This window comes from Nitrosomonas sp., from assembly GCF_024282095.1.
In the GTDB taxonomy this organism is placed as follows: Bacteria; Pseudomonadota; Gammaproteobacteria; order Burkholderiales; family Nitrosomonadaceae; genus Nitrosomonas.
The window spans coordinates 23,555-44,689 of sequence record NZ_JAMWZS010000005.1; the positions used below are offsets into that span (position 1 = coordinate 23,555).

The 21,135-nt window shown below is 45.5% G+C and carries 19 protein-coding genes; 9 read left to right on the top strand and 10 right to left on the bottom strand.

What is annotated here, in order from left to right; genetic code table 11:
- Positions 1-31: 31 nt before the first annotated feature.
- Positions 32-451: a rubrerythrin family protein gene (locus tag Q0K92_RS02570; RefSeq protein WP_297324239.1), complete on the bottom strand. Its 420-nt coding sequence runs from the start codon at positions 449-451 to the stop codon at positions 32-34.
- A gap of 502 nt (positions 452-953) precedes the next feature.
- Between Q0K92_RS02570 and Q0K92_RS02575 the strand changes: the two genes are divergently transcribed.
- Entirely contained in the window at positions 954-1,235 is a 282-nt protein-coding gene (locus Q0K92_RS02575; protein WP_297324240.1) for a hypothetical protein, read from the top strand.
- Positions 1,236-1,671: 436 nt separating this feature from the next.
- Positions 1,672-2,523, top strand: coding sequence for a glycosyltransferase family 25 protein (locus Q0K92_RS02580; protein ID WP_297324241.1), 852 nt, complete (start codon positions 1,672-1,674; stop codon positions 2,521-2,523).
- A 42-nt stretch (positions 2,524-2,565) separates the two neighbouring features.
- On the opposite strand, the gene Q0K92_RS02585 is transcribed toward Q0K92_RS02580, so the two are convergent.
- A complete protein-coding gene (locus tag Q0K92_RS02585) occupies positions 2,566-5,088 on the bottom strand; it encodes an EAL domain-containing protein (RefSeq protein ID WP_297324242.1) in 2,523 nt (840 codons plus the stop codon).
- 405 nt (positions 5,089-5,493) lie between these two features.
- Between Q0K92_RS02585 and Q0K92_RS02590 the strand changes: the two genes are divergently transcribed.
- Together Q0K92_RS02590 and ftsH are read left to right on the top strand one after the other, a co-directional pair.
- Positions 5,494-6,795 carry an outer membrane protein transport protein gene (locus Q0K92_RS02590; RefSeq protein WP_297324296.1) on the top strand — a complete coding sequence of 434 codons (1,302 nt, stop codon included), beginning with the start codon at positions 5,494-5,496 and terminating at the stop codon, positions 6,793-6,795.
- Positions 6,796-6,922: 127 nt separating this feature from the next.
- Positions 6,923-8,743 carry an ATP-dependent zinc metalloprotease FtsH gene (gene ftsH / locus Q0K92_RS02595; RefSeq protein ID WP_297324243.1) on the top strand — a complete coding sequence of 607 codons (1,821 nt, stop codon included), beginning with the start codon at positions 6,923-6,925 and terminating at the stop codon, positions 8,741-8,743.
- A 15-nt stretch (positions 8,744-8,758) separates the two neighbouring features.
- Here the strand turns inward: ftsH and Q0K92_RS02600 are convergent, their stop codons facing one another.
- The 4 genes from Q0K92_RS02600 to Q0K92_RS02615 form a co-directional block, all read right to left on the bottom strand.
- Positions 8,759-9,760, bottom strand: coding sequence for a diacylglycerol kinase family protein (locus Q0K92_RS02600; RefSeq protein ID WP_297324244.1), 1,002 nt, complete (start codon positions 9,758-9,760; stop codon positions 8,759-8,761).
- A gap of 17 nt (positions 9,761-9,777) precedes the next feature.
- Positions 9,778-10,821 (bottom strand): MJ1255/VC2487 family glycosyltransferase, encoded by a 1,044-nt coding sequence (locus tag Q0K92_RS02605; protein ID WP_297324245.1) that lies wholly within the window; start codon positions 10,819-10,821, stop codon positions 9,778-9,780.
- Between the two features lie 267 nt (positions 10,822-11,088).
- The gene (locus tag Q0K92_RS02610; protein ID WP_297324246.1) at positions 11,089-12,003 is read right to left on the bottom strand and encodes a patatin-like phospholipase family protein; all 915 of its coding nucleotides are present in this window, start codon (positions 12,001-12,003) and stop codon (positions 11,089-11,091) included.
- A gap of 87 nt (positions 12,004-12,090) precedes the next feature.
- The gene (locus tag Q0K92_RS02615) at positions 12,091-12,900 is read right to left on the bottom strand and encodes a UDP-2,3-diacylglucosamine diphosphatase (protein ID WP_297324247.1); all 810 of its coding nucleotides are present in this window, start codon (positions 12,898-12,900) and stop codon (positions 12,091-12,093) included.
- A 208-nt stretch (positions 12,901-13,108) separates the two neighbouring features.
- Here Q0K92_RS02615 and Q0K92_RS02620 point away from each other — a divergent pair, with 208 nt between their 5' ends.
- On the top strand, positions 13,109-14,137 hold the full coding sequence (locus Q0K92_RS02620; protein ID WP_297324248.1) for a M14 family zinc carboxypeptidase: 1,029 nt from the start codon (positions 13,109-13,111) through the stop codon (positions 14,135-14,137).
- Positions 14,134-14,880 carry an alpha/beta hydrolase gene (locus Q0K92_RS02625; protein ID WP_297324249.1) on the top strand — a complete coding sequence of 249 codons (747 nt, stop codon included), beginning with the start codon at positions 14,134-14,136 and terminating at the stop codon, positions 14,878-14,880. The genes Q0K92_RS02620 and Q0K92_RS02625 overlap by 4 nt, the downstream gene beginning before the upstream one ends.
- Before the next feature lie 7 nt (positions 14,881-14,887).
- Here the strand turns inward: Q0K92_RS02625 and Q0K92_RS02630 are convergent, their stop codons facing one another.
- From Q0K92_RS02630 to Q0K92_RS13030, 4 genes are all read right to left on the bottom strand, one after another.
- On the bottom strand, positions 14,888-15,100 hold the full coding sequence (locus Q0K92_RS02630) for a type II toxin-antitoxin system HicB family antitoxin (RefSeq protein ID WP_297324250.1): 213 nt from the start codon (positions 15,098-15,100) through the stop codon (positions 14,888-14,890).
- A 3-nt stretch (positions 15,101-15,103) separates the two neighbouring features.
- Positions 15,104-15,208 (bottom strand): type II toxin-antitoxin system HicA family toxin, encoded by a 105-nt coding sequence (locus Q0K92_RS13025; RefSeq protein WP_366083949.1) that lies wholly within the window; start codon positions 15,206-15,208, stop codon positions 15,104-15,106.
- Between the two features lie 67 nt (positions 15,209-15,275).
- Positions 15,276-15,521: a DUF2442 domain-containing protein gene (locus Q0K92_RS02635; protein WP_297324251.1), complete on the bottom strand. Its 246-nt coding sequence runs from the start codon at positions 15,519-15,521 to the stop codon at positions 15,276-15,278.
- Positions 15,502-15,738: a DUF4160 domain-containing protein gene (locus tag Q0K92_RS13030; protein ID WP_366083951.1), complete on the bottom strand. Its 237-nt coding sequence runs from the start codon at positions 15,736-15,738 to the stop codon at positions 15,502-15,504. Before Q0K92_RS13030 ends, Q0K92_RS02635 begins: the two co-directional genes overlap by 20 nt.
- A 340-nt stretch (positions 15,739-16,078) precedes the next feature.
- Here Q0K92_RS13030 and Q0K92_RS02640 point away from each other — a divergent pair, with 340 nt between their 5' ends.
- The 3 genes from Q0K92_RS02640 (at position 16,079) to Q0K92_RS02650 (ending at position 21,057) form a co-directional block, all read left to right on the top strand.
- Positions 16,079-17,836, top strand: a complete 1,758-nt coding sequence (locus Q0K92_RS02640) for a lysophospholipid acyltransferase family protein (RefSeq protein ID WP_297324252.1) — start codon at positions 16,079-16,081, stop codon at positions 17,834-17,836.
- 602 nt (positions 17,837-18,438) lie between these two features.
- Entirely contained in the window at positions 18,439-19,302 is an 864-nt protein-coding gene (locus tag Q0K92_RS02645) for a DNA adenine methylase (protein ID WP_297324253.1), read from the top strand.
- 624 nt (positions 19,303-19,926) lie between these two features.
- Positions 19,927-21,057, top strand: a complete 1,131-nt coding sequence (locus tag Q0K92_RS02650; protein WP_297324254.1) for a DUF3616 domain-containing protein — start codon at positions 19,927-19,929, stop codon at positions 21,055-21,057.
- Positions 21,058-21,135 lie beyond the last annotated feature (78 nt).

The following is a 21,135-nucleotide window of genomic DNA, read 5'->3' on the forward strand; positions in this document are numbered from 1 at the left end:
GCTAAGTACGACGATCTTGCTGTGTGACGGACTAATCGGCCAAGCTATCCAATGCGCGTTGGAAGCGGTTGGCATGAGAACGTTCAGCCTTGGCCAGCGTTTCAAACCAATCAGCAATTTCATCAAATCCTTCATCGCGTGCTATTCGTGCCATGCCTGGATACATATCAGTATATTCGTGCGTTTCACCCGCGATAGCTGTTTTCAGGTTGTCACGGGAAGCGCCGAAAGGCATACCGGTTGCCGGGTCGCCGCAGTTTTCCAGATATTCCAGATGACCGTGCGCGTGGCCGGTTTCGCCTTCAGCGGTGGAGCGGAATACAGCGGCTACATCATTTTGCCCTTCCACGTCGGCTTTAGCTGCAAAATATAAATAACGGCGATTGGCTTGAGATTCACCGGCAAAAGCGGCTTTCAAATTTCCTTCGGTTTTAGATCCTTTGAGTTCCATAATTTTCTCCTTTTTAATTGTACGAGCTTAACTATATTTATTATTAGCAAGCCGTTGAAAAACTATCTGCGTTGCCGCTACGGTGTTAAAACAGGCTCAAAATGCTCATTTATACGCATAAACTGCGCTTTTTCACCTGCTCTTGCCTGGTACCGGCTGCCTCGAAAACGTTTTTCAACGGCCTGTTAGTCACACAAAAAACAATTTTGATTAGCTGAGAAACGCAGACATGAAGTGATGAGTGTGCATCTTGCCAACGTTAGCTTCAGTGTAATCAGAGCATGGCGAGTGCGTAAAAATACAAAGTTTAGTGCGTGCGAAGAGACTATCGAAGGGCTTATGGATTGTCAACTATTAGCGTTGTTTCGATGTGTTTTACCGTAGAGAGATGGCGAAGAAATTGTGCTTGATACGCAAATTATTTGAGACAGAATGGTATCGTATGATGTAATTGGTTATCTTGTTAGGGTTTTTATTAAATAATTTATAGGGTATTGCACGGATGCAACCCACCGTAATCATCGATCAACATCGCCATACGGCAATAATCGTTGCAGCACAAGGCAAAAATTTGCTTATTATCAAATTAGGCAAGGGGAAACTGACAGTCACCCCACTGTCTCCGGAAAAAATTAAGATTCAGGGCTATACGACCAGTGATTATTCACCGAAACTTGCGGCACAGTCTTATTTGCAGCACGGAGCAGGCGTGAGCGAGAGAGCCAAAAAATATCTTGAAAAGATTGCCTGTGGAGAATATTCCAATAGTTTGATATTTACTTAAATCTTGTTGGATTATATTTGCTGTTGTTTATAGTCCGCGTAGTCACATGGTTACAAAGCATGCTTGACTAAACATCTACCCCTACGTATATTGGTCTTGCAGAAGGGATTGTTTTTCATGCAATTCTTTTGTTTTTCCAAAGAAAACCATGACACAACAGAATTCAAGTCCTATGATATTAGGCGTATAAAGCCAGAGTATTTTTAGATATTTCAGTTTACTTCGTACTGCCAATTACACGATACAATGAAGCTGTTACTAGTGAGCGGCGGCCTATTTTTCCGAAAAGGATACCTGCGAATTCCATCCTAGTTACGTCCAGGATCCCGGCAACAATGCAGAATGAAACCAGGATGGCTGTAAGAGAGGGATCCGGGTAATTCAAGGAAACACTTAGATGCTTTCGTTACCCGAACTTCATGTCTAATGCCTCATGATGAGAAATTCTAATTTATATAAAAAGTATGTTCGCCCGCATCGTGGTTCTAGGACCGGGCCATGGCGATTGCTTTTTGGTACCAAGAGAGCGTTGCAATCGGTGTTTTCAGCCGGGTTGCTAGCATTGGATCGCTTGCGTTTTGCTTTGGGGCGAGATGACATCAAATTGTTATATGCGCAGACCGATTCGATTAACTTCGACATCACTTGCATTAATCTGCTTCGCAGGCCGGACAAGAGACAGTTTATTGAGAAGCAACTTGACGGAGCGGGTTTTAATTTTAAAATTTTTCCTGCAATCGATGGATTGGAAATTGATACCGATCAATTGATAAAGGATGGCATATTAGCACCTGATAATTTTTGTCCGGCCACAGGTATACCGCTGATTCCAGCGCAGATAGGCGCATATCTTTCTCACTACGAATTGTGGAAAGCAACGCTCAACTCACCCAATAAAGTATCGCTCATTCTGGAGGATGATGCCTTATTGGTCTGTGATAAGCCGACGCTGGAAGAGTTTGTGCGTCATATCCCGGCAGATACCGATTTGTTTTTTATAAACCGTAGAAAAAATAAAATAAAGCATATTAGTTTGCATGCATCGAAATTTGCATGTGATTTTTGGGGACTGACTGCTTATTTTCTGACCAAACAAGGCGCGGAGAAGCTCATAAACTTAGCGCTACCCATTTATACAAGCGCTGATGAATCAATTAGTGAGCTAAACAAAAGCGGCATGATCAACTGCTATTGTTCACGGCAGGAACTGGTAGTGGAATGCAGCAACTCCAAAGATGCGCAGAACTTTCGTTTTGCCAGCGATATTATCGATCGAACGGGAGAATGATTTCCGAGGATTTGCCAGTGCTGTAGAAGTGATAGGGAATGTTCATTTTTCGGCTGCCTTTAAAGGTTTGGCAGACTCTGATCGAAACAGATAAGGCGTGGCGAGTTCGTATCCCTGAACATAGTCGACACCGATTTCTTCAAGTAACTTTAATGTTTCCGCATTTTCAACCCATTCAGCGATTGTTTTCAATCCCATCACGTGCCCAATGTGATTAATGGACTCGACCATCGCCCGGTCAACTGGATCGCTGAGTATGCCTTTAACCAGCTGCCCGTCAATTTTGAGGTAATCCAGCGGAATATTCTTCAAATAACCGAATGACGATAAGCCGCTACCGAAATCATCCATCGAGAAATGACAACCCAGTGCTTTAAGGGTCGAGATGAATTTCATGACATGTTGTAGATCCGCCAGTGCAACATTTTCGGTAATTTCAAAACAAATGCTGGATGGATCGCTGTTGTGGATCTTCAGATTCTCTACTACAAAATCAAGAAAATCTTCGTTTCCCAATGCATGCGCTGATAGATTGATCGCGTACATATTTTTGGACCGGCGCTGCGAACGAGTTTTGAGTAGCTTAAGTGATTCCTCGATTACCCAACGGTCAATCGCCAGCATTTGATCATATCGTTCGGCAGAGGGGAGAAATGAACCGGGAAAGATCAATTGATTGTGCTCACCTCGTAGCCGCAGCAGAAATTCACCGTGTTCTTCAAGCTCATTCTTATTGGAAATGGCGATGATCGGTTGAAAATATAAACATAGCCGCTGATTTGCGATAGCTTTTTGCAGGCGTGGTAACCATTGCATTTCGCCGGATCTTTTTTGCAACACATTATCATCGGATTGATAAATATGAACTCGGTTCCGCCCTCGATCCTTGGCAGCGAAACAAGCGCTATCCGCTGCACTCAATGCGCTCACTAGGCCTTCATTATTATGGGTAATCGGGAACAATCCGATACTGACGCCAATTGTGAAAGTTTTATCCTGCCACTGAAAGCGGAAGTTTTGCACTAATTCACGCAGTGCATTGGCAACTTGTACCGCTTCATTTTTCGGGCAATGCTCCAAAATGATTCCGAACTCATCACCCCCTAGTCGTGCCAGAGTGTCGCGCGCGCGCAGCTTGGAATGTAACAGTGCCGTTACCTGACGCAGCAATTCATCACCTGCGTTGTGTCCACAGGTATCATTGATGACTTTAAACTGATCCAGGTCGAGATATAACAGTGCGTGGATATCGTGTTTACGAGTCGATGTTAGAATTTTGTTGAGGCGATTTTCAAATTCATCGCGATTTAACAAGCCGGTTAAGGAATCATGTGCTGCTTGATAAGCAAGTTTTTGCGTCAATTTGCGTTGTTCCGTGACATCCCGAAAAGTCAATACAGCACCGATCACGTCTTTCTTATGATTTAAAATCGGCGCTACGGAATAATCGATAATGCACTCCTGTTTATCTTTTTGGACCAGTAGGCATTCTTGGTTTCTACCGGATTTGTCGGATTTATTCAGGCAATCCGTGAGTGGGTTTTCGATCAACACCTGTGTCGTCACATCTTTAATACGAAAAATATCCTGTAACGAAGCACCATGTGCATCGCTATTACGCCAGCCGGTAAATAATTCCGCAATTGGATTCAGATAAGTGATCTTTCCTAAAGAATCGGTAGTGATGACTGCGTCACCAATACTGGCCAATGTGACCTGAAAGAGTTCTTTTTCCTGATGCAGGATTTCATTGGATAAGGCAAGTGCTTCAGTGCGCTCAGCCACGCGTTGTTCCAGCTGTTCCTTGGCGTCTTGCAAGGCTTTCTGTGTAAGATCCTTTTCCGCGATTTGTGTTTGCAATTCCTGATTCATCGCATTCAGATAATCTTTGGCCCGGAGTAAGCGGTTTAATAGATCGAAATTATCAAATCGAAATTTAAGGGCATCGATAATGGTGTAGTGCAGTTGACGCGAAATCTTGCCTATCAGGATAATAAAAAGTAGATACGTGCATGCTATTGCAATATAGGTATCACTTTCATGGGTGACTACTTGGTAGAGATAAGGAAAAATAACGGGTACTGAGAAAACCAGAAAAGCATTTTTGTACGATGATAAGGTAGACATCGCTCCCGCGATCATGCCGCCAAGCAGGAAGGCCAGGAATAATTGGTGAACCGCGCTGTCTTCAACAAAAAAAATGCCTCCCGCTATACTCCAGACTACGCTCGAAAGAAATACACCTAATACAAAGAGGCGGCCCCAAGCGGCTGACTCGGCTACCGAAGGATTTTTTCGAAAATATGCCCTGACGAGCAGGAATCTGACAAAAGTAAGTAGACAGACCGTTGTTAACCACCCCAGAAGCCAGCTCTTGGGAACATAATCCCAAAAAACCAAGACGAGCGCCAACGCGATGAAGAGCGTACCAAGAAAAGCAGATGTAGCTTGTTGGTGAAGCAGCTTTATCTGTTCTGCAAGCAGGGCGGCAGAGTAATTGGATTGCTGAAACTGAGAATCTTCGTTATGGTTGTCCAACATTGATCCCTTGTAATCATTTTTCATTGTTGGTTGGTGATATAAATTGTACGCATTTTGCTGATCAATTTCCTATTAATCCGCGCAATTAATAAGGAATTAATTGAAATGAAAACAGGCTTAATCTAAATTAGGCGAATTGAGTTGTTAAGAAGTATAGCCATAATCAAATTAAGCCGCTCTCGCGAAATAGGTTGATTTTATACTTCTGATTGTCGGATATGTCTTATTGACAATAGGAAAATTATACCCAAGAATTCCAAGCAATGACACAGCCGATCAGATGATCAGCGATCTTAAGAAAGTCGTTGTGCGGTCATGCTGATTGTTTCGCATGATGACGAGTAGAAAAACTACGGGGAGTAAAATCTCAAATTGAATAATGCTACAGCTCGTTTTTCTCATAGTGGTATCTATTTTATAAGTTTTTTTATCGTTTTCTTTTCGATACCGACAATGAGTGCCGGTATCGCAGTAATGGAGCAGAGTGTTAAAGAACTGGGACAGGCATTTTCCGGCGCTCCGACCAACATTACTGACGGCAGCATGGTGTTTTTTAATCCCGGTGCGATGAGCCAGGTTCGGGGCAGATTAGCCTCGATGGCAGGCTATGTTGTCGCACCGTCTGCAACCTTTCACAACAGCGCTTCACAGTTGAGTCCGGCACTTGGCGGCGCGCCGCTCAGGGGAAATGAAGGGGGTGATGCAGCGAATCTGGTATTTGTTCCCAATATTTATTATGTCCAGGAATTGACCAAGCGGGTGGCATTCGGCTTTGGAATTAATACGCCTGTTGGTATGCGAAACAGCTATGACTCTGGCTGGAAAGGGCGCTATCAAGCGCTTGACTCGGAAATTGCAGTGCTGAACTTTAATCCATCCCTATCCCTGAAAGTAACAGAGAAGCTTTCACTGGGCGCCGGTTTTAATGTGCAGTACCTGCGAACCAGATTAACCAATGCCGTTGATTTCGGATCCATTTGCCTGCAAGCTTTGGGGCCGGCGCCTTGTGCCGGTCAGGGGTTGCTACCGCAAGCAGCGGATGGACATGCCTCACTCAAAGGCGATAGTGTAGGGTTTGGTTATAACTTTGGCGCTTTTTATGCGTTGAATCAAGATACGCATTTGGGTGTGAGTTATCGTTTTAGAGTTGCGCATGACGTGCATAGCAATGCAAATTTCTCTGTACCCGATAGTGCCGCAGTATTAACACAGGGCGACCGTTTTGTTGATACGCATGCGCGCACCTCGGTCACACTGCCCGATAATGTATTGTTTGGTTTTTCTCATCGCCTCAATCCGCGCTGGGCAATTTCTGCAGATGCTTTGTGGACACATTGGAGTCTGGTGCGCGAACTCAGAACGGATTTTTTATCGGCGCAACGCGATGACGTGGTGGATATGAAATGGCAGGATACATGGCGCTATGCCTTTGGTATCAATTATCTGTCCGAAGGCAATAAATGGATGCTGAGAACCGGATTTGCATACGACCAGACACCGGTTCCGAATGCGCAGCACAGATCGCCAAGAATCCCTGACAGCAGTCGCTACTGGTTAACAGCAGGTGTGACGTATGCAGTGCTGAAAAATGTCAATATACACGCTGCTTATGCACACTTGTTTATGGACGATGCCACGATTAACCGGCGCGGAGCAACCGCAGACCTTCTTGCCGGGCAATATTCCGAACAAGTCAATATCGGCGGTCTGCAGATGGATTGGCGTTTCTGATTTGAGTGTCGATACATCACATCAATCAATGGATTGCTGAAAATTATCACTGATTGAGGTATCTTATTGTGCCAAGGGATTCTGGCATGACAGGAAATATGATCACCGATAAAAATTGAGGCAATCCATGGATAAAAAAGCACAAGTCAACTTCTGGTTTATCATTGTGGCGGTACTGAGTTTGCTGTTGATACAGAATTTATATACGCAATACACTCAGATTAAGCCTATTCCGTACAGTCAATTTCAACATTTCCTGGAACAGGGACGTGTTGCCGAAATCGCAATTACGCAAAATCAGATCTATGGCACGCTCAAGGAACAGCATGCAGACGGATTTAAGGATTTTGTGACTACGCGCGTAGAGCCTGGGTTGGCTGAGATACTGGACAAACACAACGTGGTTTATACCGGAGTTGTGCAAAGCACTTGGTTGCGCGATTTACTTTCTTGGATTGTACCCACGGCCATTTTTATCGGTATTTGGTTTTTTATTATGCGGCGTATGGGCGGCAATATGAGCAGTGGATTGATGTCGATCGGTAAGAGCCGCGCCAAAGTGTTCGTGGAGAAGGAAACCAAAGTAACCTTTAATGATGTGGCGGGTGTTGATGAAGCCAAGGAAGAATTGGTTGAAATCATCAATTTTTTGAAAAATCCTGTTGATTATGGCCGTTTGGGCGGTCGCGCACCCAAAGGGATTTTGCTGGTAGGGCCGCCAGGTACCGGTAAAACATTACTGGCACGCGCCGTGGCAGGTGAAGCGGGAGTGCCGTTCTTTTCCATTTCCGGTTCGGAATTTGTCGAAATGTTTGTCGGTGTGGGGGCAGCCAGGGTGCGTGATTTGTTCGAGCAAGCGCGGCAAATGGCACCAGCCATTATTTTTATCGATGAATTGGATGCGCTGGGTCGTGCGCGCGGTGCCTACGGATTGGGCGGAGGGCATGATGAGAAAGAGCAAACACTGAATCAATTGCTGGCCGAATTGGACGGTTTCGATTCCAGCAGCGGAATTGTGTTACTGGCCGCGACCAATCGTCCGGAAATTCTTGATCCGGCGTTATTGCGCGCCGGACGGTTTGATCGGCAAGTGCTGGTGGATCGACCCGATAAAATCGGGCGTGAGCAAATCCTCGTGGTGCATGCAAAAAAGGTGAAGTTGCATACTGATGTGAAAATCGAGCAAATTGCGGCTTTGACGCCCGGATTTACCGGTGCGGATCTGGCAAACCTTATCAATGAAGCCACACTGCTGGCCACGAGACGCGGTGCTAACAATGTGGCCATGGAAGATTTCAATAATGCCATCGAACGTATTGTCGCGGGATTGGAGAAACGCAATCGTCTATTGAATCCTGATGAACGGCGCGTAGTGGCATTCCATGAACTGGGCCACGCCATGGTGGCATTGGCACTGCCGCGCACTGACGAAGTGCACAAGATATCGATTATTCCGCGCGGCATCGGCGCATTGGGTTATACCATTCAACGTCCGACGGAAGATCGCTATCTGATGACGCGTGTGGAATTGCAAAATAAAATGGCGGTGTTGCTGGGTGGGCGTGCCGCCGAGCAAATCGTGTTCAGCGAAGTATCCACAGGGGCTGCGGATGACCTGGTGCGCGCTACCGATATTGCCCGAGCCATGGTGCTGCGCTACGGCATGAGTGAAACTTTGGGCAATGTGGCTTATGATCGGGAACAATCGGTGTTTCTACAAACGAATATTCCGATGCCGCAGAATCGTAATTACAGCGAAGAAACCGCCAACAAGATTGATATTGCCGTACGTGAACTGGTCGATCAGGCACTGGAGCGCGCAATCAATATTTTGCAAACCAATCGAAACTTGCTGAATCAGACTGCGGAAGAATTATTGCAGCATGAAACACTGAATCAACCTGAGATATATAAACTAAAGCAGGCGATTGCTTCGAATGCGTTTTAACGACCTGTTAACAGGTCAGTTATTGGCAACCTGAAGTGCATCGCTATGCAGATAAGGTGGAATCAATACGCGAATGGGTCTTGGGCTGATGCAGAACGCAACGGTGCTTTCCGCCTCGATATCGCGATTGCGGAAATAATCGCCATCCACTTGCAGCGGGTAAGATTGCTGATGCAGGGTACATGCAATATGTTTTCCTGAAAAATACTGCATGGGCAGATTTGCGGGTTTGTGTTGCAGGATTTTCATGGCTTTGATCAACTCATGCTGATGCCGTGCTCCCGGTAGGAAACCCAAAACAAGCTCGTTTTTTGATGGATCAGCAGTTGGCACGAGTTGCAAATTTCTGGCATACGCTGAATTGTTGGCCACTATGATATATCCGGACCCATGATCAATGACTTGTTTTCCATCAACGCTGACCGATACCGTCGGATGATGCAAGGCGCATAACGCTTTCAGTCCATGCCAGATATAAATCGAATCATTCAACGGTCCTTTCCGTTTACCGATATTCTTGACCGTCAGCGAATCCAGACCCATGGATGCCATATGAAAGAAAGGCTTTTCCCCTTGGATGCCTTGACCGCTGATTAAGCCATAGAATTGCTGCAGGCATGTTCCTGCATCAATGGCCCGAAGCAAGTCATCGGCGCTGGTACTCATTTCATAGGAACGTGCAAATAATGATTCATTGCCACCCGGGATGGCATAAATCGGCGTGCCCGTTTGGTTGATGGCATCCAGCAATTTTCTGATGGTGCCGTCTCCGCCGACTACCACGACAAGATCACTGGCTGCGATATCGTCTGTAATGCGCGTGTAACCTTTCATCTTTTTTTCAGAGGTGCGCACGGTAACGACTTTTCCTTGCAAAGCCAATGCCATTTCCAGCTTGCAGGCGAGTGTTTCGGTATTGCCTGCACTGGATATCGGGTTATAGATAATCAGGATTTTCTGTGGTGACGGTATTTTGATGATCAGCTGATCGGGTTGAAATAGGGAATTATTTTTCATCAAAGTCTAATATTCAGTTAAGCACATGCAACGGGTGATACGGTTACCCCAGACCAAATCTGCTGGTACCATGATCGATCAATCGGCGGCATGCCATCCTTGATCCATTGCACCAGATACCGGGCGGTATTCGGATAAGTGACGCGAACGGCTTGGGTTGCATAGAGCCATTGCTCAATCAGTGCAGCATCCATGACGTGCATCATGCGTCCGTAACCTAACGTTTGCAGCGCCAGTGCATTGGATACCTGCTCCATCTGTGCATGTACCGGTTTTACCAGGATTTTCTTGCCCAGTTGTAACGATTCGCTGGCCAGTTCAAAGCCGGCGTTGCAAATGATGCCCGCACAATCCGCCAAATCGCTTTGAAAGCCTTCCAGCGATAGCGGCTTGCAGTGAATGTGTTCGTGCGCGGAGGGGATGACCTCAGGGGAGTAGTTGAAAAATTCGAATGCTTTGAAGGGCGCCAAAATTGCCATCACACGATGCTGATCTTCAAACGGCAGGTAGACGACGATTTTATTTTTTTGTGTCCGCTGTTGCGCGATGGGTGTTTCAATCACCGGTGGCAGAATGGGCTGATCAAAATGATGCCAATGCAAACCGATGCCGGTACTCACCGGCGCAAAATTGCTCATGACAGCTTCAGACAACGGATCATTACCCGCGCGCGGGATGTCGTATTGAAACGCATATTGATGGCTGATGCCGATAGTTTTCTTGTTTTGCCGGCGTGCCGCCCAAGCGGTTACCGGTTCGTAATCGCAAATAACCAGATCGTAGCTACTCAAATCCAATTGTTTGATGTCTCTCAGGAAATGTAGCGGTTTGGATTGAAATACTGTTTTCAAGTGATTGATTTTGCCGTTCTGAGTACTGAAAGTCAGGCCTTGGCGCCATTGATAACCGTTAAAAACATGCATGTCGAAAAACTTATCCTGCGGCCTGCCGCTAAACTGATAAGTCACTTCAAAATTCGCAGCTTGTAATTCCCTGGCCATAATCCGGCCGCGCGTGATATGACCGTTACCTGTTCCCTGAATACCATAAAATATTTTCATATTAGTGTGACTTCCCAACGGATTGGCGTGGCATTGAATGCGAACCTGAATCAGCCAGTGTATTAATATTCTTTGGTGGCATCATCATGGTCATATTCAACGAGACCAACAAAGTTTAGCGATCTGCGATGACAAAAAAATGACGGTTTTTTGGCGTTTATGTGACAGTTTGATGGATATTGGATTATTGAATCGACACCTAGAGTGACAGTCATCCGGTGGTTCATGAGTGACATGTTGCAGTGAATCAACGACGCTTCTGGTCAGTTAACTGTTTTGCATCCATTGATGGATTTGTTGGCGCTGATCGGCGTACCATAATTTGCCGACATCTAATGCTTTTTGCTGCATGACCGCGTTATTGGCGGAATCCATACTGTCCGGCATATCGAAGTTTTTCAGACAATGATTGATATACAACAAGCGATTGCCCAGCATTTCCCCGGTCATTCTGACATTTGCCATCATCTTCTCTCTGAGAATGATGGACGCGATTCCTTTCGCCGACCATTGTAATCCGCCATAGCCGCACGCCTTGGCGCCGTTCACTGCAAAGCTGCGCCAGCCTGAGCCGATGGAGAGCACTTTGATTTCGCAGGCATGCCAATATTGCTTGGCATGGAGATAGCTGCTGAGCCCGGGGTTATTCATGCCGACACCGCCATCGATGCGCCAGTCGCCATCCGCCATTTGCACGGGCGGGTAAAACGATGGTGCCGCTGTACAGGCATCGGCGATTTCGCTTAACAGGAAATCCGGCTGGTTGTCATTGGTGAAAACTTCCAGTTGATCCTGATTGAGGTTGAAACAGGGAATCAATATGCGCTTGCTGAGCGATGACAGCCTCAAGCTTCCCAGTTCTTTTTGTAACGCCAAACGCTTCGAAGTGCCTTGATACTTTGGGCGGATTTGCAGTTTATTGAATAACCGATTTACCCAATGTTCTGCCATTATTTTTTCCAGCAATTTTTCTTGCTCGACTAATCGGATGATTGCTGTTGCACTCATGCCGCGTCCCATGATCAGGCAGGTAATCAATCCCCCTGATGAGGAACCGGCCATCATGTCAAATAGATCGTAGGTTGAGGTGCCGGTGTCTTGTTCCAAACAAGCCAATACGCTCAATTGAATCAGCAAATGACTGCCGCCGCCGTCCAGACTGAGGACATGCTTAACTTGCAATGCGCATCTCCGATATCATCCAGTGCCTCCAATATCATCCTGAGTGATACAGTTTGCAGCGGTTTGGAAGCTTGTCATGTTGCGGGCTTACGCAGCTTTTTTACTGGCCAGCAATTCTTCCTGCACATAGTTTTTGTGTTGCTCAAACCGCTCGGACCAGAAAACCAGTTCCAATGATCCATCGTTATGTTCCAGCAATGTGGAGCAACTTTCCACCCAATCACCGTCATTGCAATACAGTATCGAGTTGATTTCTCTCAATTCAGCGTGGTGGATGTGACCGCAAACTACGCCATCGACGCCACGATCTTTTGCCAGATGCGCCAATGCATCCTCAAAACTGCTGATGTAGCTGACTGCGTTTTTTACCCGCAATTTTAGATAGGCTGCGAGCGACCAATAAGAAAACCCGAAGTATTTGCGTAAACCGTTGATGTAGTGATTCAGATCCAGCAACGTATCGTAGGCGACATTGCCGAGTTTTGCGAGCCAGCGGCTATTTTTGACGATGACATCAAATTCATCGCCATGCATGATCAACAGCTTTTTACCTTCGGCTGTAGTGTGTACATAATCCTGGTGAATTTCCACATTACCGAAAACGTGACCAACGCAGTCCCGCATACCTTCATCATGATTACCCGGTATATAAATGACTTTGGTGCCATGTTTGGCTTTGCCTAAAATGGACCGGACCACATTGGTATGCGCTTGCGGCCAATAAGGACTCTTTTTGATACTCCAGAAATCGACGATATCGCCGACCAGGAAAAGGTAATCGGTTTCAACCGAATGCAGAAAATGCAGCAGCGCTTCCGCTTGGCAACCGCGGAACCCGAGATGCACATCGGAAATCCAAACACTTCTTACTTTGATAGGGGCTTTATTTTTTAACATACATGCCTTTTTAAGTGGATAAGTGACGGTTCCACAGCATAAAGTGTGTTTGTTAAGCTTCCTTGAAGTATTTGTTAAATATTCATGAAATCTTTGTGAAAAAAGCTTGGGGAGTGATTTTTGCTATGAATCTTTGATGCCGATCAGCGGATTCAAGTAAGATTTGTTTTCGACAACATCTTAACCGGCGACACTACACCCGAACATAATGCATAGCACACCCACTTTGAAACAGGCATTACCCGAGCTGCAGCAAATTGAAGCCATTATTCAGCAGGACAACGCCGTGCATTTACATACTAGGGTGCTATGCCGCGTAGCTTGTGGTGATAGTGAATTGCCGGTGTATGTGCTGACACTCGGCAATAGTGCGCAAGATATTCCGTGTGTGACGTATGTCGCCGGTATCCATGGGTTGGAGCGTATTGGCACGCAAGTGGTCATTGCATTTCTTGAGGGCCTGCTGGAGCGTTTGAAGTGGGATCGGGTTCTGGCTGAAATGCTGCAGCGGGTAAGAATTAACATCCTGCCCATCGTCAATCCAGTTGGGATGTTGAATAACACTCGCGCAAACGGGCAAGGCGTCGATCTGATGCGCAATGCGCCGGTGGACAGTCACGAAAAAACCATTCTACTGGCCGGCGGGCACCGCATTTCATCCCGATTGCCGTGGTACCGCGGCAAAGCGGATGAGTCCATGCAACCGGAAGCGCAGGCGTTGTGCGATTTTATTGCGCAAGAAGTTTTACCTGCGCCGTTCAGCCTGGTTCTGGATTGTCATTCCGGTTTCGGTTTTCGCAACCAAATCTGGTTTCCTTATGCCAGAAGCCGGCTTGAGCCGATCAAACATTTAAAGGAAGTGTGTAATCTGCGCAATCTCTTCATGCAAACCTATCCGCATCAGGATTATCTGTTTGAACCGCAATCGCAGCATTATCTGGTGCATGGCGATCTATGGGATTTTCTGTATCTGAAATCGCTGCAGAACGATAACGTTTTTCTGCCATTGACACTGGAAATGGGGTCGTGGCGATGGATACGCAAGAATCCGCTGCAGTTACGCCGATTGTCGGGGCTATATCACCCGATCAAGCTGCATCGACTCAATCGGGTGTTGAGAAGCCACTTAATTCTGATGGAATTTTTGTTGCATGCAACGTTATCGTATCAAAACTGGATTAATGACAGTGATGCGCTGGAATTGGAGCAACAAGCGCGGGTGCTCTGGTATTCATGATGCAACGTGAACATTTTGTGCTGATCCGCGGATTATTGCGTGAAGCCCGGCACTGGGGGGAATTTACCGGCAATCTGCAGCAACAATTTTCCGATGCCGTGATCAGTACACCGGATATCCGAGGCAATGGCCGGTTGCATCAGCTCACCAGCCCAAAAACCATCGCGGGAATGACCGAAGCACTGCGCCAGCAAATCGACACAACCCAACCGCTCAGATTGATCGCACTCTCGATGGGCGGAATGATCGCGATGGATTGGATGACGCGCTATCCCCATGAAGTGGCAACAGTTGTTTTAATCAACACCAGCGCGAGACCGCTATCGCCGTTTTACCATCGCTTGCGCTGGACGATCTATCCTCAAGTGCTCAAGATGATTACCCATTCTGCTGCACAAAGGGAAGCGGATATTCTGAATCTGACTTCAAACCGCCATCAGCACGACAGTAAATTGCTGGGGTCCTGGCAGCAGTGGCGGCAGCAAAATCCGGTGTCAACGGCCAGCGCCAGGAATCAATTTCTGGCAGCGCTAAAATTTTCCATCGCAGCCAAGCCGCAACAGCCCATACTCGTTGTGACCAGCCAAGCGGATCGTCTGGTGGATTACCGTTGCAGCCTGAAACTGGCACAAACCTGGCAAACCGGCTATGTGCAGCATGAGTCGGCGGGGCATGATTTGCCGCTGGATGAGCCGGAATGGTTGGCTGAAATCATCAGGAAGTGGGTTGATCAGAAAATTTAATTTAAATTTAGACGGTTATTTCAGCATATGGAACAATACTTGTTGGCTGCGGTACAGGCAAACCATCTTCAATCATACCTTCGATATGCAGTTCAATCGCGTCACGAATTTCCTGTTCTGCTTCCTCAATGGTAGCGCCGGTTGCTATGCAACCAGGCAAATCGGGCACATAGGCTGAGTAGTTATTTTCCGCTTTTTCGACAACGATTGCGTAATGCATGATTTACTCCTTCAGTTTCGCTTGCTTGAATTGTCGATGACTGCCTCGTGTTGTGACAAGATACCAGCCATCTCGTTTCAGCATGCTCAAAATTTCATTTACTTTCATGAAAATAGGATAACAGATTGCAATAGCTTTTCCACAATGCCCAATGTTCGATAGTTATAAGATGCCGTTAATGATTTCCACGCAGTAAGCCAGACACACTGAGGTCTTCATCGATATCTGGCCAATGGATACCTTCACCATCGCCCAGAAGTTCGTAGTTCGTTCGCTGATTTTTCGTGGCAGCTGCCAAGCGAGGAAACCACACTAAAGGAACAATGATTTTTCTTCCATCCACCAGAGAGACAATCATATCGTCATCTGTAAATTCAACACCTTCTGCTAAAGCATATGTTTCAACTGCCAATATACTCATTCCATGCCTCCATAAACATCTGTCGATTTTCGTCAACGTGCTTCTGTATCGCTCGTAACTCATGTGAAGAAAAGTGCTTTGAGCTTGCTAACCCGACGGGATTTAACCAGAATTTAGCAAGAAATCTCTCGCGTTGCACGTGAATGTGTGGTGGCTCGCCTTTTTCGTTGCTGTAAAAGAAGAAACGATAAGAACTTAACCTGAGTATTGTGGGCATATTGTTACCTACTTCATCCTTTTTTAGGCATAAAGTTTGAGTTATCTGTTTTCATGAAGAGTGGATTCTCAGCTTGGTTTCTGCCTCGCGCAGGAGTGAATGGTAAGAGCGTATCTGTACTTCAGGTATATTACGATTCCACGCGGTTCGCGAAAACTCTTTAGGCGAAGTTGATCGCGCAAATATGCCTGCGCTTCAGCGCAGGCATCGATATCATCATATCAAATTCGCCAATCTCTCGGAAATTCAGTTAATAAATCAGTAAAAAGTTAACGTCATTTTTCTGTCACATTAATCCTCTATCGTATCCAACATTCAATTCCCGTAATGGAGTCGGTTTATGCTGAATGTCGATGCCTTGCTGAAAGATTATTTTCAGAATACGGATGAGGCCAATGACAAGCCGCTGATGAAGGCGGCTTCCTCAGTCTTAAAAAAGCTTTTTCATCAGAAAGAAATTAACGATTTCATTGAGACTCACCAATATCTGGAGGGATTGGAGTTTAACGATGCGGTACTGGAGCATTTTAATTTTACCTTTCAGGTTTCCAGCAAAGACCGCGCACGCATCCCTGATCAACGTCGTTTGCTGATTGTCGCCAATCATCCCATCGGCTCGCTGGATGGATTGGCGCTGCTCAAGCTGGTATCGGAGATCAGAACCGATGTGAAGGTTGTTGCAACGGCTTTGTTGAATTGTATTGATCCGCTGAAAAGCTTGTTTCTCTCGGTGGACAACTCGTCAGAATCAGCCAATCATCGCGAAAGCATGCATCAGATAGTTGAGGCACTGGAAGCGGAGCAGGCGGTCATTTTATTTCCAACCGGAGAAGTTTCGCGAATTTCCCCGATGGGCGTACGCGATGGTAAATGGAAAACCGGTTTCTTATCGCTAGCCAAGAAAACCAAGACTCCCATTGTTCCAGTCTATATCGGTGGCAAGAATTCAACGCTGTTTTATGGCCTTTCCAGTATCTATAAACCGTTAGGTACAGTGATGCTGGTCAATGAGATGTTCAACCAAAAGGGCGGTGAAATTTCATTTCGGATCGGCAAACCGATCCCGTGGGAATCGATTGCGGCAATGGATTTATCCAAAAAAGCTGTGGCGAAACTGATGCGCAAGCAGGTCTATTTATTAGGTAAGAAGAAGAAAAAAGAACTGTTCAAACCGATTGAAAATATCATTCACCCAGTTCGCACCCAATTAATCCGCAAGGAATTGAAAGCTTCGCAACTCATTGGTAAAACCCAGGATGGCAAGCACATCTATTTATTTGACTATATGTCGAATTCCAGTGTGATGCGTGAAATCGGCCGGTTGCGAGAATTATCTTTCAGGCAGGTACAGGAGGGAACCGGTAATGCTCTGGATATCGACAGTTATGATCGCTATTACCGGCACCTGATTCTCTGGGACGAAGACGAATTGGAAATTATCGGCTCCTATCGCATCGGAGAAGCCGCCAGGATTCTCAAGGAACATGGAGAAGCAGGGCTGTACACTCATAGCTTATTCGAGTTTAGTCCAGCGTTTAGGCCTTATCTGGAGCACGCGATCGAGTTGGGGCGCAGTTTCATTCAACCCAGATATCAGGGGAAACGCAGCCTGGATTATCTGTGGTATGGAATTGGCGCTTATCTGTATCAGCATCCAGAGATACGCTATATGGTTGGGCCGGTTTCGCTGAGCACTTCTTTGCCTGAGTCTGCGCAGAGAGTGATTGCAGGTTTTTATACAGGGCTTTTCGGCAAAGACGAATTGCTTGTTCGTGCCAGACTTCAATTTGAATTTGATCTGATTGAAGATTTTTCACCATTCAATAAGGTTTCGGATGCAACTGAATATAAGCAAGCCTATGCGGTGCTTAAAGAAAAAATGGAAGAATTTGGCGTAAAGGTGCCGGTATTGTATAAGCAATACGTGGAGCTATGCGAGCCGGGTGGTTGTGAATTTCTGGGTTTTAATATTGATCCTAGTTTTTCGAACTGCGTGGATGCATTGATTCTGGTGCATATCAATGCCATTAAAGAAAAGAAACACCAGCGCTATATTGAAAGCCATGCAGTAGTTACGCAGAATCTGCATTCTGCATAAATCACTATTTTGAATATTAAGAATGATGAATTGGAGTTGATATTATCGTCCCATTATTTGTGCCAAATAAGACGCAAAATTTTATATTTTTGTTCTATTCTTTGATATTTTGTACCAAACTGGTTTTTGTTTATTTTTCTGCGCTAATCCCTAATTGATGCACTTTTCAAGCATTTTTTCTTTCCTCTTATCTAGTGCTGGTGGCTCTGGTGGTGCAAATGGTCAAATTACTACTAGGCGCATAATGAATCCAACACTATCAAAAGGAAGTAGCCCGGGGTATCCTCGTGGTTGCTTCAAGTATTAAATTCAGCATCTTCTAAACCGCAAGGTGTAGATCCATATACTGGAAACACGCTATCCAACGCACAAACGCATTTTCTGAGGTTTGTTGCTTAATGCAGTGTTTGTCAGTGTTGCGGCAATGCGTAAGATATCAATGGCTATATCATTTTTCATAAGATTCTCCCGTGTTAAATTAAGATTGCGTTTCTGAGTTGCGATAGCAGTTTAATACAGGAATATGTCATCTAAATGTCACACAAGATAATTAACAAATAAGCTACACTCTCAAGCGAAGCAATCAAATTGGGAAATATGCTATGAAGTTCGATACCCCACTACGTTACCCGGGCGACAAAGCCAGATTGGCAGACTTTTTCAAGATGGTTTTTAGGCACAATGCCTTGCTGGACGGTCATTACGTTGAGCCATATGCTGGCGGCGCTGGGATAGCGCTAAACTTGCTTACTCAGGGCTATGTATCCTGTATTCATCTGAACGATTTGAGTCCTGCTGTATTTGCTTTCTGGCATAGCGTTATCAATCAACCGGAAGAGCTTTGTAGAGCCATTCATGATGTAAAAATAACAAAAGAAGAATGGCTTAAACAAGAAGCTATTCTTAATACGCCTGCCGATCATAGTCTGCTTGAGGTCGGATTCTCGAACTTTTTTCTGAATCGTACTAACCGACCAGGAGTGCTCTGGAAAAATGCATTCAGGGAAATAAAACAGAGCGAGCTTTGGGCGGTTGATCCGCGTTTTAACAAAAATGAGTTGATTCGCCGGATTGAATGGATTGCCATGTTTCGCCCACGGATTCGCTTGTATAACCTGGATGCAGAAGAATTTATTAAATCCGTATTGCCTGCACTTCCAAGTAAAACGCTCGTTTATCTTGATCCTCCCTACTATGTCAAAGGATGGTGGCCTTATGAAGGCGACTATTCACATGATGACCATATAAACATCGCAAAGCTGGTCAAGGAACAGATCGACCAGTATTGGATGGTTTCATACGACAATGTACCAGAAGCCATTGAAATGTATAAAGGTTACCCATCTATAGTCTATGATATGAAGCATCGTGCGCGAGATAGCTACATAGGTACTGAGATCATGTTTTTTAGCGATAGACTGATTATTCCTGATGTAGATAATCCTGTGGATCTGAAGGCAGCTTAATTGCGCACCAGGTTACATGGGAGCGGTGGGCCGCGCTATTTTATGGACAAAATTGTCCTGCTAAAGCCATAAATACCTGACAAGATAGCTAAAGGCATTTATTGATACGCACTGGCTGAAATATTGAGGAATTTCTGCCCTGGTGTTACCCGAGGGGCATTTCAAAGGGAGATTTTTCAGAGACACTGCTTGGGTGCATAAAACTGTCAATTAGAAAAACTGCCCAAAGCCATGCAGCCCAACGTCAAAAAAGCTTTGCATAATATCTGGCAGGCAGAGCCCGGAAAGAAGTTTACAAAGCATTGGATGACTGTATTGAACGGTTCAGTCGGAAATACCCCTAGCGCGATGGACTGTCTGGCCAAAGACAAAGATTCCATGCTGGTTTTTATGATTATCCTACCGAGAATTGGCAGCATATCAGAACCACCAATCCGATTGAGTCTGTATTTGCTACTGCCAGACTAAGAACTGCCAAAACGAGAAATTGTGGCAGCCGGACAACAATACTGACTATGGCTTCTAAATCAATGAAAAATGCACAGAAAAAATGGCTCCGGTTGAGAGGGTATAACTTGCGAAGGCTGTCTTGTTCGTTAAGAAAATTTTTACTGGAGTGAATCAATGAAAAAGATCAAGCTTCAATTTGAGAAAGAAGGGGAGGGAATATCGAAGTCTCTGTCTGCGTTTGTACGTTTAGGGGATTCGATTTTCGCAGCAGGCGACGAAGGGGGCGATCTAGCCAGACTTAAAGAATTTGATGATGGCACTTGTTTTAGGCTCAAGGAATTGATCAATTTGAGTAATTGGTTTGATTTTCCAATCCCGCCACAAAAAGACCAGACAAAACAGGTGATGGAAGTTGATCTTGAAGGGATGGATTTTGACTATACCAATCAGCTCTTATGGCTGGTTGGCTCGCATAGTCTGAAACGCGGTAAGGCGGATGCAACGTTTGATACAAAGAAGAATTTGGAACTACTTGGTAAAGTGAAACCAGATGCAAATCGATTTTTTCTAGGTTGCATGTTCCTGCATAAAAACAAAAATAATCAGTTTCGACTTTCTCTGAATGAGGGTGCCAACAACACACGTGCAGCTCAGCTTAGATGTGATGCAACCACAAGCGAACTGCTGGACGAGATTAGACGCGATACGCTATTCACTCGTTTTTGTGACCAAAATGGTGGAATTCCTGGCAAGGATAATGGCATTGATATTGAGGGCTTAGCATGTGTGCCCAATGGAAGAGTGCTTGTAGGAATGCGCGGGCCAGTGTTACGAGGAATCGCAACTATTCTTGAATTAGCGCCGGAGCGGATTGATTCACCTAGTACGAAAGCCGATCAGTTGCAACTGACAAAGATTGGTCCCACGGGGCTTAAATATCGTCGCCATTTTTTGGATCTGGCTGGGCATGGAGTTCGTGATTTGTGCTGGGATGGTGATGATCTGTTAGTTCTTGCCGGACCAACTACAGGTCTTGACTCACCACCATTAGTTTTTCGATGGAAAGCAGCGATCAAGGCATTTGGGAAAATGAGTGGTGATGAAGAAAAGTTCGTTTGGCGTTCAGAAAATGTGCTTGTGCAACAATCCCTAGGCTCAACCTGGAAGCAGGTTGAGACAGGTGCTGATCATGCTGAAGCGATTACATTGTTTGACAAGAAGCGCCTAATGATCGGTTACGATTCGCCCAGCACAAAACGTTTCCACAAACCGGCTTCGGTTATAGTGGATATCGTTGATTTGTAGAGCTACAGTAAATTAGAATTTTTTTTGATTGCTGATGAAAAGTTACTGCCAGTCAATACTGGCGGATTCAACTTTGAA

What these genes read in the sequence shown, in the direction of transcription:
- Q0K92_RS02570 (WP_297324239.1), bottom strand. Translation starts at nt 451, where the DNA reads ATGGAACTCAAAGGATCTAAAACCGAAGGAAATTTGAAAGCCGCTTTT.
- Q0K92_RS02575 (WP_297324240.1), top strand. Translation starts at nt 954, where the DNA reads ATGCAACCCACCGTAATCATCGATCAACATCGCCATACGGCAATAATC.
- Q0K92_RS02580 (WP_297324241.1), top strand. Translation starts at nt 1,672, where the DNA reads ATGAGAAATTCTAATTTATATAAAAAGTATGTTCGCCCGCATCGTGGT.
- Q0K92_RS02585 (WP_297324242.1), bottom strand. Translation starts at nt 5,088, where the DNA reads ATGAAAAATGATTACAAGGGATCAATGTTGGACAACCATAACGAAGAT.
- ftsH (WP_297324243.1), top strand. Translation starts at nt 6,923, where the DNA reads ATGGATAAAAAAGCACAAGTCAACTTCTGGTTTATCATTGTGGCGGTA.
- Q0K92_RS02600 (WP_297324244.1), bottom strand. Translation starts at nt 9,760, where the DNA reads ATGAAAAATAATTCCCTATTTCAACCCGATCAGCTGATCATCAAAATA.
- Q0K92_RS02605 (WP_297324245.1), bottom strand. Translation starts at nt 10,821, where the DNA reads ATGAAAATATTTTATGGTATTCAGGGAACAGGTAACGGTCATATCACG.
- Q0K92_RS02615 (WP_297324247.1), bottom strand. Translation starts at nt 12,900, where the DNA reads ATGTTAAAAAATAAAGCCCCTATCAAAGTAAGAAGTGTTTGGATTTCC.
- Q0K92_RS02620 (WP_297324248.1), top strand. Translation starts at nt 13,109, where the DNA reads ATGCATAGCACACCCACTTTGAAACAGGCATTACCCGAGCTGCAGCAA.
- Q0K92_RS02625 (WP_297324249.1), top strand. Translation starts at nt 14,134, where the DNA reads ATGATGCAACGTGAACATTTTGTGCTGATCCGCGGATTATTGCGTGAA.
- Q0K92_RS02630 (WP_297324250.1), bottom strand. Translation starts at nt 15,100, where the DNA reads ATGCATTACGCAATCGTTGTCGAAAAAGCGGAAAATAACTACTCAGCC.
- Q0K92_RS13025 (WP_366083949.1), bottom strand. Translation starts at nt 15,208, where the DNA reads ATGAAAGTAAATGAAATTTTGAGCATGCTGAAACGAGATGGCTGGTAT.
- Q0K92_RS02635 (WP_297324251.1), bottom strand. Translation starts at nt 15,521, where the DNA reads ATGAGTATATTGGCAGTTGAAACATATGCTTTAGCAGAAGGTGTTGAA.
- Q0K92_RS13030 (WP_366083951.1), bottom strand. Translation starts at nt 15,738, where the DNA reads ATGCCCACAATACTCAGGTTAAGTTCTTATCGTTTCTTCTTTTACAGC.
- Q0K92_RS02640 (WP_297324252.1), top strand. Translation starts at nt 16,079, where the DNA reads ATGCTGAATGTCGATGCCTTGCTGAAAGATTATTTTCAGAATACGGAT.
- Q0K92_RS02645 (WP_297324253.1), top strand. Translation starts at nt 18,439, where the DNA reads ATGAAGTTCGATACCCCACTACGTTACCCGGGCGACAAAGCCAGATTG.
- Q0K92_RS02650 (WP_297324254.1), top strand. Translation starts at nt 19,927, where the DNA reads ATGAAAAAGATCAAGCTTCAATTTGAGAAAGAAGGGGAGGGAATATCG.